Raw genomic sequence first — 12241 nt, forward strand, 5'->3', positions numbered from 1 at the left:
ACACTTTTAAGGACACTACCTGCGTTGCGCATTGTTGTGCCATTTGCTGCCATCATGCGGGATAGGCATTGCGAGCTGTTTGAAAACATAAATCCCAAATCTCGCGTGGAGATTTGGGATTATGCTGTTTGTTTGGAATAAGTTTGTTTGTTTTATTTGCTTACGCTTCAGGTGTTATCTTGGTTGCGTATGCCTCTTCGGAAAGTACGGAGACTGTGCTCTTGTTGAACTTTCCCTTGTGGAAGTAAACCACGCCGTCAGCGAGTGCATAGAGCGTGTCGTCCTTGCCTTGACCTACGTTTTCACCCGGATAGTGGCGGTTGCCGCGCTGGCGAACGATGATGTTGCCCGCGATGATCTTCTGACCACCACCAATCTTAACACCTAAACGCTTTGAATGTGATTCGCGACCGTTCTTAGAACTGCCGACACCTTTTTTATGAGCCATTTCTTGTCCTCCTAAATTTTAAGCGTTAATTGTTTTAATCTCTAACTGAGTGTACTGTGAACGATGACCATTCTTTTTGCGATAGTCCTTGCGACGTTTCATCTTGAAGACAACCACCTTTTCGCCCTTTACAAGCGGATTGATGACCTCAGCTACTACTTTCGCGCCACTTACAGTTGGTGCGCCCACTGTGACCGTTCCGTCGTTATCAACGAGCAAAACCTTGTCAAACTCAACAGTCTTGCCTTCCTCGGCATCTTTCAGGCGATTAACAAAGAGCTTTTTGCCCTCTTCTGCCTTGAACTGCTGACCGTTAATTTCTACGATTGCGTACATTATTATATATTATAAACGGTTTTACCGGCAGGCGACCGAGCATCTTTCCGGTACTTATACGAGCCTGTGCGGCATAAAAACTTTGCAAAGTTACGAAATTTTCTTCTCTTTGCATTTGTTATCTGTTGTGAAGCGGATGATATTAGAAAGAATTAACAATATATAACAATATCATTCCTTGTTCTTGTGCCGAATTGTGAAGATTATGGGACAAATGGTTTTTATCCCAACTATTATTCGTACATTTGCACACCGAAAAGGCGAATCTGTCGCTCGCAGCTCTTCGCTCGTGAACAAGGCATATACGATACAAAAAAGATAGATTTATGGACAGTAGAAATTCTTTGAAAATCATTCTTTCCACACTGCTTATGGTGGTGATGTTCAGTTCCTGCATCAGGGACGAAGCTCCCAATGCCGAGGCAGACATCGTGGGATGCGAAGTGGAGGGCGACTTGCTCATTCGCCAACCCGTGATTACCAACAACGAAGTGCGGCTCTACGTGAACGGCTGGGACGATGTGACGAAACTTGCCCCCACTTTCCAACTTACCGAGGGCGCCACCATCGAACCGGAAAGCGGCACCGTGCGCGATTTCACCACACCGCAGACCTACACCGTAACCTCGCAAGACCGCCAATGGAAGAAGACCTACAAGGTGTCGTTCATATCCGACGACGTGGCAACGGTCTATCACTTCGAGAACATGAAATGGTACGAGCACGGTTCGGTTTTCGACAAGGACACGCCGCCTCACAAGTTCTTCCACATCTTCTATGATACCACTCTCGATGGAACGGAAATGGAGTGGGGCAGCGGAAACGTGGGCTTCATGTTTACCAACGCCGCCGATCCTGCCGAGGAATATCCCACCAGTCAGGCAGATGGGGGCGTGAAAGGCAAATGCGCCAAACTCATGACCGTCAGTACGGGAGCAGCCGGAAAAGCTTTCGGCGCACCACTCGCGGCAGGCAACCTCTTCATGGGGAAATTTGAAATCAACCTCAAGCAAATGGCGAAATCCACAAGGTTCGGACTGCCTTTCCGCAAGATACCCAAGGCCGTGAAGGGCTATTACAAATACAAGGCAGGCGACATCTATACCGACGGAAACAGCAACGAGGTGAAAGGAAAACGCGACGACTTCGACATCTACGCGGTGCTCTACGAAGTAACGCCTGACGTGCCCTATCTCGATGGCACAAACGTGCTCACCCACGAAAACTTGGTACTCAAGGCGCAGCTTCGGGAACGAAAGGAAACCGACCGGTGGACACCTTTCACCATGGAGTTTGAACCGGTGAACGGCAAAACCATCGACCCCGTCAAACTCAGGGAGGGAAAATACAACCTCGCCATCGTCATGTCATCGAGCAGAGACGGAGCTTCCTTCATGGGGGCGGTGGGCAGTACGCTCTACGTGGACGAGATGGAGTTGTTCTACGAGTAAGACACACAACCTGCGCGGTCATCTCTCCGCGAATACGGCATAACAAAAAACATACACGAAAAAAAGAAAATGAACGGATACAACAACATACGACAGCAGTTTTGTGCCAAAGGCTCTGTCGGGAAAAGATTTTGTGCAGTGGCACTCATGATCTGTGCCACGCTTGCCCAACTCCAAGCCCAGACCAATCCGGCAAGAGGAACGCAACTCGCTGATTGCAACGGATGGGAGTTTGAAGTGAAAACCGGTGTGAACATCGGTGGAGCCACACCGCTGCCCATTCCCAAAGAGATAAGAAGCATCGAAAGCTACAGTCCGAAATTCAACGGCTCGATAGAGGGAACAGCCACAAAATGGTTCGGGCGAGAAGCCCAATGGGGTGTTTCAGGCGGACTGCGCGTTGAGGAGAAAGGTATGATAACCGGAGCAACGGTGAAAAACTACGGAATGGAAATCATCTATGAGGGAAGTCGCGTGGCAGGTTTCTGGACGGGCTACGTGAAGACGAAATACAACAGCACGCTGCTCACACTGCCCGTGATGGCAAACTATCGCATCAACAAGGCGTGGAAGGTGCGCGCCGGGTTCTTTGCCTCGTTGCGACTCGACGGCGAATTCACCGGACACGTCAGCGACGGCTATCTGCGCGACACCTATCCCACGGGCGAGAAACTGACGTTCACCGACGGGAAGTCTGCCACCTACGACTTCAGCCCCAATCTCAACCACTTCCATTGGGGAACACAGATAGGGGGAACATGGCACGCTTACCGCCATTTCACGGTGAATGCCGACCTCACATGGGCGTTTACCGACATCTTTGAGAAAGACTTCAAGACGATAACGTTCAACCTCTATCCGGTTTATCTCAATCTCGGCTTCGGCTATACGTTCTGATTGCCCGCAATCACCGAGTCAGCCGCACATCCGCTTTCCCTCATCGCGTTCCCGTCAGAGTGCGACGGGGGGAAAGCAGAGAATGAATTATATTTAAAAAGTGTTAATTTAATAACAAAAGATAAATTTATCTGCCAATTTTTTTATATATTTGCAGTAATATCCGTATAAAAATATCGTTTCGTGTCGCACGCTGCGCCGACAAGAAGCAGAATGTGCTTTCAGAGGTTTCGGATACACCCACTGACAACATGGACATCCATGAAGCGTTTTTGCTACGAATACGACAACAGGTTTGGCTATAAGGTAATTATCATCTACCGCAGGACAAGAATTTAAGGTTATGACACATTCCGTCCGCACCACTTTGAAGGAGCAGGCGCGGGAGACTTGATGCAGGAAAACAGATGCTTGCTGCTGGGCATTTAACCTTGCCATCGCCACGAAATAACATGACAAAAACAGTGTTCGGGATGTGATTTGTAATCTGTTGATAATCAGCGGAATATTAATCTGGATTTAAAAGCTTAGCTTTTGCACTCCGATTCATGACCTTTTGCAGTGCAAAAGCTTACCCTTTAAATTGCAAAAGCTTAGCTTTGGATGGATGGAATGAAAAAAACAGGACATTACGGGGTGCGAAGACCGTATCGGCAGAATGGTGGGTTGAAGGTTTTTCTCCCCCTCGCATGACAATTGTTTTTGGTCTGCAATGCCGCGAATAATCATGGTTCGCAGCTTCTTTTTTACATTCTTCAATTGATTTAAATCAAGAAATTGAATGAGTTGATAAAATTATAGTTTAAAATCTTGCATTTCCATGAGCAATATTGTATATTTGTAAATAGTAAGAACGTTAATTTTAAATTAACAAATTTGATGTGGGCAATGGAGATTGTCCAAATACCTTATATAGGTATGTATTAATTTTTCATAAAAAAGTAATATACTGATAAAGGTAAGTAAACTAATTAAAATGTTGTGGGGGATTTTGTCGTGAGGCAATCATCTCCACTTATAATTTTAATTCTTATACATCCTTTCAGGATATTTGATTCGGAATGCGGGGCAGTGATGTTCTGCATTTTTTTTATGAAGAAGTTTTTTCGGAAAAACATATTCCCATCATCATGACTGTGGCGGACTGCCCCCGTGTTTCCACGCATCATGCAGGGCAACTATCATCGGGATGAGTTGCCCACACCCTCTGCCATCTGTTTCCCGGATGAGGAATGAGGTTTCCACAATCTGTTCGGAACTTTCATTCCCTCAATCGCGACGGACTTACACCGAGATGGGCGCGCAGGTAATGGGTGAGATAGCAAACAGAGGAGAAGTTAAAATCCGCTGCGAGTTCGGTCATTGTCTTTTTGGTGTTCAGCAGCAGATGTCGCAACTCGGCAACGGTGTACCGCGTAATCCAATAGTTTGCGCTGTGTCCGCTCACCTTCTTTATCACCTCCGACAAGTGTTTGGGCGTTACGAAGAGCTTATCCGAATAGTGTGAGATGTTGCGGTGAGCGCGATAATCGCCTGCCTCGAGCATGCGGAAAAAGCCCGTGGCAAGCGATGCCTTCTGCACCGACATCCGTTCCCTGCCGTAGAGTCGTGCGGTGAAGTCGAAGCAGTTGAGCGTCAGCTGCCAAGTTGCGGCAATAATCATTTCGCCGCGGAAAGGACTTTCCCTGCGGTCGATGCGGAGAAAGAGGTTCTCGTAGTCGCGCCGCCAAAGTTTCCCCTCATCGGGGAGCAGCGGGACGATGGGATTGTCGTGAAGATGCAGGGCATACCTGACGGTATGACCGGAGGGATGTATGACTTGGCGGAAGAACACCGGGTCGATGAACAATCCTTCCACGGCGAAGTCGGGCGAAGCGCAGATGAGTTTTAGCGATTGGCAGGACAGAGCCAGCAACAGGCATCCCGCTTGCAGTTGCCTGACAGTGCCGTTGAGTTGTAGTTCACAGCTGCCCGCCACGCAATAGGCATTGAGCAGCATATCCTGATTTCGCATTTGTGGAGGAGGTTGCAGATGGGTGGTTTTTATAATCCAATCATCGTTGTATTCTGTCATGGTTCATAGATTTTTGATTCCGTTGCCGGGTAAGCCTTTCTTTCGTTGCCCACATTCGCAAAGATACACAATCTTCCTTGTTCCGACAAACAATCAGCAAATAATTTTGATTTTTCTTTACGCGGGCGGCAAGCTTTGATTTCATGCTTCCCCGCTCCTCCAATTCCGGTTTGCCGCGGCTCGTCGTGGCGTTGTGTCATTTCCACGACAACAGAATTGAAACAAGATTGTAGGCGAATGTTCATCGTTCGTTCACCGGTAATAAACATGCCTTCAATAACTTTGCCCATGTTAAGACGGAAAGCATCTTGACCCGCCGAAGCCGGTAAACAAGAACAGGTGTTGAAGATTAATAGTGGCAAAGTAAAAACCAAAAGACCAAGAAAGCCATGTACATTTTAATGGCGAACACCCGCGTATTAAAAAGGCAACGCCATTCGACCCTCCGCTTTGACGTGTCGCGATGGTCGATGCGAAGTTCATGTATGACGACAGATAAAAAATAAAACAGATATGAAACATTTTAGTTTTTCCCGTTTGTTCTCCTCCGTTGAATTTCTCTTCTTTCTTTTTTGGAGGCAAAGCAAGATGTTGGGGTAGGGCAATGCCGGGCATCCGCGTGCATTCCGCTCCCGTTCCCATGGGCTGACAAACACCGGGTTTGCCCCATGGAGGAACGGAATAATCACCATGACCCATAACTTTCGCACGTTTCCAACCATATCTCCATTTTATTTCGCTTATGTATCAATACTGCACAAATACCTAAAAATGGGCATATAGCAAGAAAAACACCTCATTATTGCAAACTGTAGATTGCATTTATCGGGGCTTTTTGTGCAACGAATACCTAAAAGTAGGTAAGAGAAATGTTAAAAACTCATCTTTTCTGCACACCACGCCATAGGTGTGCAGCATAAAAATACCAATCTTTAAGTATTGTACCAATTCCGCAAACCACTTACTTTTGCATCGAAATTTGAAACAAATCCGCCGGACAACGCAAACTGACCGAGCGACAGGAATTTAACTAAACCAAAACAACAATGAGAAACGAATGGAGAGGCTTCAACGACGGAAAATGGTCGGATGAAGTGAACATGCGAGAGTTTATCCAAAAAAACTATACGGGCTATGACGGCGATGAGAGCTTCCTTGCCAATGCGACCGAGGCCACAGATAAACTCTGGGGAAAACTAAAGGAACTGCAAAAAGAAGAGCGTGCCAAAGGAGGCGTGCTCGATATGGAAACCGAAGTGGTTTCGAGCATGACGGCTTACGGAGCAGCCTACATCGACGAGAACCTGAAGAACCTCGAGAAAGTCGTGGGCTTACAAACCGACAAACCACTCAAACGCGCTTTCATGCCCTACGGTGGCATCAAGATGGCAGAACAAGCCTGCACCACCTACGGCTATCAACCTTCTGAAAAACTTCACGAGATATTCACGAAATATTGCAAGACACATAACGACGGCGTTTTCGACGCTTACACCGATGAAATGAAGCGAGCACGCCACAACCACATACTCACCGGTCTGCCCGACACCTACGGACGCGGACGCATCGTGGGCGATTATCGACGCGTGGCACTCTACGGAATCGACTTCCTCATGGAAGAGAAGAAGAAAGACTTTAAGAATTGCGGCTGTGGCGTGATGACCGATGACATCATCCGTAAGCGCGAGGAACTCTCCATGCAGATAAAGGCATTGAACGAAATGAAGGCAATGGCGAAAATCTATGGCTTCGACATCGCACGACCGGCCAACAACGCACGAGAAGCGGTGCAGTGGCTCTATTTCGGCTATCTGGCTGCCATCAAAACACAAAACGGCGCAGCGATGTCGGTGGGCAGAATCTCCACATTCCTCGATATCTACATCACGCGCGACTTGCAGGAAGGAACGCTCAACGAGAGCGAAGCACAAGAACTGATCGACCACTTGGTGATGAAGTTCCGTATGGTGAAGTTCGCACGCATCCCTTCCTATAACCAACTCTTCTCGGGCGACCCCGTTTGGGCAACGTTGGAAATGGCAGGCATGGGCATGGACGGACGCTCCATGGTAACAAAGAACGATTTCCGCTTCCTCCACACCTTGGAAAACATGGGGCCATCGCCGGAACCTAACCTCACCGTGCTCTATTCGCCCGCACTCCCCGATGGATTCAAGAAGTATGCCGCGAAAATCTCGGTCAAGACAAGCTCCATACAATATGAGAACGATGAAGTGATGCGACCCGTATGGGGCGATGATTATTCCATCTGCTGCTGCGTGTCAGCCACACAGACGGGAAAGGAAATGCAGTTCTTCGGAGCGCGTGCCAACCTTGCCAAGTGCCTGACTTACGCCATCAGCGGAGGAATCGACCACAAGACGCGCGAACAGTGCGGACCCGCACTGCGACCCATCGAGGGCGACGTGCTGACCTACGAGGAATTCATACCGAAATTCATGGACATGATGGAGTGGCTCGCGGACATCTACGTGAACACGCTGAACCTCATCCATTACATGCACGATAAATACTTCTACGAAGCTGCCGAACTGGCACTCATCGACACCGACGTGCGACGCACCTTCGCTACCGGAATAGCCGGCTTCAGTCATGTGGTGGACTCCATCTCCGCCATCAAGTATGCCAAAGTGAACATCGTGCGCGACGAAACGGGATTTCCAATCGAGTTCAAGACCGAAGGCGACTTCCCACGTTATGGTAACGACGACGACCGTGCCGACAAGATTGCCGTGTGGCTGCTCAAAACTTTCGTGGGCATGGTGAAGAAACATCACACCTATCGCAACTCCGAACCAACAACAAGTATTCTCACCATCACATCGAACGTGGTGTATGGAAAATATACGGGCAACATGCCCGATGGCAGACCGGCAGGAGCACCACTCGCACCGGGCGCAAACCCATCGTATGGAGCTGAGAAGAACGGACTCTTGGCTTCGCTCAACTCGGTGGCAAAACTGCCCTACGAATATGCGCTCGACGGCATCTCCAATACGCAGACCATCGCGCCCGGAACACTCGGACACACCGATGAGGAACGCACCGATACACTCGTGGGCGTGCTCGACGGCTACTTCGCTCGCGGAGCTCACCACCTGAATGTAAACGTGTTTGGTGTGGAGAAGCTCATCGACTGCATGGAACATCCGGAAAAGGAGGAATATGCCAACTTCACCATCCGTGTGAGCGGCTACGCGGTGAAGTTCATCGACCTCACTCGGGAACAGCAGGAAGATGTTATCGCCCGACAAGCTCACGACAGAATGTAAGTTTCATTTAAGGTAGCGGCAAGGGGATAGGACACACGCCCCCATCCAAATGGGGAAAGCCGACCTTCCCCTTGCCTTTTTATCAATCGGCACGACCGAGAGCCGGACAATCGGCACGACAGTCTTTACAAAAACAAAGCAGGACACGCAGATGAGAGCAAACGAGAAAGATGCGAAAGCGAAGCAAACCACCGTGATGTATCAAACAGGTGAGACGAATTGGGTGGACGGCGACATCAGAGCAAGGGTGCATTCCACAGAGTCGTTCGGCTCGGTAGATGGTCCCGGCATTCGCTTCATCGTCTTCCTCAAAGGCTGTCCCATGCGTTGCCGCTACTGCCACAACCCCGATACGTGGAGTCCGAAGACAGACCATCTCGCTACTGCCGACGAACTGCTGGCAAAAGCCATGCGCTATCGCGATTATTGGGGCAAGAAAGGAGGCATCACCGTCAGCGGTGGCGAGGCGTTGATGCAGATGGACTTCCTCATCGACTTCTTCCGAAAGGCAAAAGAAAAGGGCATCCACACTTGTTTGGACACGTCGGCGCAACCATTCCGCAGAGAAGGACTCTTCTTCGAGAAGTTCAAGGAACTCATGCGCCATACCGATCTGCTGCTCTTCGACCTGAAACACATCGATTCCGCTGAACACAAGTGGCTGACGGGATTTCCCAACGAGAACATCCTCGACTGCCTCAGATACCTTTCCGACATCCGCAAACCGGTTTGGATACGCCATGTGCTCATCCCAACCATCACCGACAAGGAAGAACAACTCCGACCGTTGCGCGACTTCATTGCCACGCTCCGCAACGTGGAGAAAGTGGAGGTGTTGCCGTATCACACCTTGGGAGTTTATAAATGGGAAAACTTAAATATCCCTTACACACTAAATAACATTCCGGAGCCAACGCAGGCGAGCGTTGAACATGCCCGGAAAATCTTAAATGGTGAACTGTAAGTAGTTTGCTTATGTTAAATCGACTTGTTATTTGCAAGTAATGAGTGCCTGTCAATAGATTGTGAAACCTATGGCAGGCTTTTTTCTTGCTGCCATTCCGAACCTTGCAAATCGCCATGACTTGTTGTAGATGACAAACACGCGGAGAGTTCTTCTTCTGTTTTCATGCGCTTCACATGGATGCAATCCACCTTTTGCAATTGACTTATATCAAGAAAACCGATTTTTTGTGCGAAATGCTGTCGGAAACTTTCGCGTCTTAAAAAAAGAATGTTTACCTTTGCAATGTTTTCATGGTAAAGTTTTAGTAAACTTTGTAATGGAGTATTCGAACGTTTTAGGTTATTAAGATTGTTTCAGGTTATATTTAAATCCATAAAATAGAGTTAATCGGGTAATAGGTCATTAAAAGGTAAAAAAAAAGAAAGATTGTTCAGGACAGGATTAGTCAGAAAAGGAAAGAAAGATGTGAAAGGATAACAATCGATGCAAGATGGATGGGGAACGCCGAGAGGCGCGAACCGGAAATCAAGCTCGAAAACGAAGCTGGCAAAGCTTCTTTTTACAATTACGAGGCACGAAGCGAATACGCTTCGTGCCTTTGCTTTTATCAGCACCATAGCGTTAAAAGCTATTAATCATTGCGCAAATCGTGCAAAATAAATTATATTTGCATAAAATAAGGTACAGAAACTATGGAAGAGAAGACAAAGGCAACATTGGAGCCGAAGAAAGGCTACGGTATTTTCAAGGTGGGCGCACCCATCGACGACTATCTGCAATTGCCCCATAGAAAGGAAGTCTATGAGGAAGAATCGTTCCGAATGGATTGCTACGTGTTCCCGGTGGAGAAGGTAGAACTGTGGTGTGAGTCGGGCATCGTGAACACCATCTTTCCGTGGGAGTCGTGTTTCTATGCCGGAACCAACTTGTTGGGCATGAATTTCGATGAATTCCTGAGCATGACCGGAGCGAAACCCAATGATGAAGATACCATCTATGTCCCGCAGAACAACGGCAAGGGGCAGAACCAGCACGTCTATGATTTCGATGGCATGGGACTGCAGTTGTGGGTTTGGCGCGGGAAGATTCGCACGGTATTGATTTATGCCCGCCCCTAAGCCACTGCCAAACCCATGCCTTGCCCTTTCCATGGGTGTAAACGGAAGCAGATTGAAGATGATTCATTGATTCACCCGTGAATGGATGCAATTCTACAATGATTCAACAACAGAAAAAGGGGCTTGGCAACGGCATAAAACAAGCAACATGGAATAGCCTGAAAATCAATTATTTACAAAGCGTATTTTAAAAGCTTAGCTTTTGCCGTTCAAAAGCTAAGCTTTTATGATGCAAAAGGTAAGCTTTTGGAATGTAAAAGGTAAGCTTTTGGAAAACGATGACTGTGGGACGACAACTTATTGCATTGTTTCGGAATGATCGGTTTGGAATTATTCGTCCATTTTCCCCCATGTAAGGATATGAATATGACCTGTCCCTATATGGAATTAAATTTTTCTTTGTTTCCTGAAAAAACAGCTTTCAATTTGTTGCAAATAGTCCGGTCCATCCTCATTATTCTGCGAAATTATTGGAGAAATGAGATAGTAAAACTTAGATTTCATATCAATTAATTTTTATTCTATAAACTATTAACAATCAGAATATCAATAATATATGAATATATTTCCTTTTTTGAAACCTTGATTTTTACTTGATAGTTATTTTTCCTGCTATTTTTTAACTATCTTTGCATCGTTCATAGATGATAATTACGTGATTGCCGGTGGGTGTATCAGAAACCCCTTTAACACGGGGTGGAAGTAAAAATCACTGAATAAATTGTTTGCCTGTTGTAGATTTTTTGACAATGGGCATAACATTTTCTCAATCAACAGTAAGCTAAACCGAGCGCATTTAGACGTGAGTCTGAGTGCGCTCAAATTTTGTTTGCTTTATTTTGTCGCATCGGATTTTTTTTATACTTTTGTTCGTGCAACGATGGCTCGTTCGATTTACATCTTTCTCCCGATTACATATATATAATAAGGAGACACACAACAACAGAGCGTACACCCAAACAATATGCGAAGATTATTACCATTGCTCATTGCCCTCACCTTGCAAATCTCCGTGCCGGCATCCCGATACGACTACAACGAGTTGGACAGGCTCATTGCGCAGCGAACCCAAACCACCGAGGCAAAGGAACGCCGCATCGACAGCATCCGCCAACAACTCGCGGATCCCCATCTGCAACCCGAACAGCGACTCGATATATGCAAGAAACTATACAGCGAATACGAGTGCTTCCGTTTCGACTCGGCAGCCGTCTATGCCGACCGAGTTCTTCACTACGCCCGACAACTCAACGACAGCCGGAAGGTGCAGGAAGCACTGCTCCAAAAGGCACACATTCACAGTTTGGCAGGCTTCTTCTTCCTTTCAAAGCACATCCTCGACGACATCCGACCGGAAACGCTCGATTCGAATCTCAGATTGCGTTATTATCATGAGTGCTACGTCTTTTCCGAACTGCTCTCGGAATATTGTCGTGGCACATCGCTTCACGACGAATACGTGAAGAAGGCACAACGCTATTTGGAACTCATGCTTGCCCTTGCACCAAAGGATTCGTTTCTATTACTGTCCGCTAAACATCCCACATTTTTTATGAATTAGGGCTGACACTTCTCACGAGGTATCAGCCCTTTTTGTTATCTTTGCTTTTGTTTCCAAACTCAGATAACATGGGCAAAAGTACACATTTCTTCGGAC

The 12241-nt window shown here is 47.3% G+C and carries 11 protein-coding genes; 6 read left to right on the forward strand and 5 right to left on the reverse strand.

What is annotated here, in order from left to right:
* Positions 1-160: 160 nt before the first annotated feature.
* On the reverse strand, positions 161-448 hold the full coding sequence (rpmA, locus tag ETF27_RS09295; RefSeq protein WP_130829886.1) for a 50S ribosomal protein L27: 288 nt from the start codon (positions 446-448) through the stop codon (positions 161-163).
* An 18-nt stretch (positions 449-466) separates the two neighbouring features.
* On the reverse strand, positions 467-784 hold the full coding sequence (gene rplU / locus ETF27_RS09300) for a 50S ribosomal protein L21 (RefSeq protein WP_130829887.1): 318 nt from the start codon (positions 782-784) through the stop codon (positions 467-469).
* A 326-nt stretch (positions 785-1110) separates the two neighbouring features.
* Here rplU and ETF27_RS09305 point away from each other — a divergent pair, with 326 nt between their 5' ends.
* Positions 1111-2235 (forward strand): PCMD domain-containing protein, encoded by a 1125-nt coding sequence (locus ETF27_RS09305; protein ID WP_147785740.1) that lies wholly within the window; start codon positions 1111-1113, stop codon positions 2233-2235.
* Between the two features lie 147 nt (positions 2236-2382).
* On the forward strand, positions 2383-3132 hold the full coding sequence (locus ETF27_RS09310) for a porin family protein (protein WP_147785745.1): 750 nt from the start codon (positions 2383-2385) through the stop codon (positions 3130-3132).
* Between the two features lie 1261 nt (positions 3133-4393).
* Here ETF27_RS09310 and ETF27_RS09315 read toward each other — a convergent pair.
* Genes ETF27_RS09315 through ETF27_RS09325 form a run of 3 tightly spaced genes read right to left on the reverse strand, consistent with a single transcriptional unit; the run spans position 4394 to position 5905 of the window.
* A complete protein-coding gene (locus ETF27_RS09315) occupies positions 4394-5206 on the reverse strand; it encodes an AraC family transcriptional regulator (protein ID WP_147785741.1) in 813 nt (270 codons plus the stop codon).
* On the reverse strand, positions 5203-5496 hold the full coding sequence (locus ETF27_RS09320; RefSeq protein ID WP_147785742.1) for a hypothetical protein: 294 nt from the start codon (positions 5494-5496) through the stop codon (positions 5203-5205). Before ETF27_RS09320 ends, ETF27_RS09315 begins: the two co-directional genes overlap by 4 nt.
* 1 nt (position 5497) lies before the next feature.
* Complete coding sequence (locus ETF27_RS09325; protein WP_147785743.1) at positions 5498-5905, reverse strand: hypothetical protein; 408 nt, start codon at positions 5903-5905, stop codon at positions 5498-5500.
* A gap of 347 nt (positions 5906-6252) precedes the next feature.
* Between ETF27_RS09325 and pflB the strand changes: the two genes are divergently transcribed.
* The 4 genes from pflB to ETF27_RS09345 all read left to right on the forward strand — a co-directional run bounded on the left by pflB (position 6253) and on the right by ETF27_RS09345 (position 12145).
* Positions 6253-8499, forward strand: coding sequence for a formate C-acetyltransferase (gene pflB / locus ETF27_RS09330; protein WP_130829892.1), 2247 nt, complete (start codon positions 6253-6255; stop codon positions 8497-8499).
* Between the two features lie 196 nt (positions 8500-8695).
* Positions 8696-9463 carry a pyruvate formate-lyase-activating protein gene (gene pflA / locus ETF27_RS09335; RefSeq protein ID WP_130829961.1) on the forward strand — a complete coding sequence of 256 codons (768 nt, stop codon included), beginning with the start codon at positions 8696-8698 and terminating at the stop codon, positions 9461-9463.
* Positions 9464-10158: 695 nt separating this feature from the next.
* A complete protein-coding gene (locus ETF27_RS09340) occupies positions 10159-10584 on the forward strand; it encodes a hypothetical protein (RefSeq protein WP_130829893.1) in 426 nt (141 codons plus the stop codon).
* A gap of 964 nt (positions 10585-11548) precedes the next feature.
* Positions 11549-12145, forward strand: coding sequence for a hypothetical protein (locus ETF27_RS09345; RefSeq protein ID WP_147785744.1), 597 nt, complete (start codon positions 11549-11551; stop codon positions 12143-12145).
* Positions 12146-12241 lie beyond the last annotated feature (96 nt).

The sequence above is a fragment of the Prevotella brunnea genome (assembly GCF_008016795.1).
Lineage (GTDB): Bacteria > Bacteroidota > Bacteroidia > Bacteroidales > Bacteroidaceae > Prevotella > Prevotella brunnea.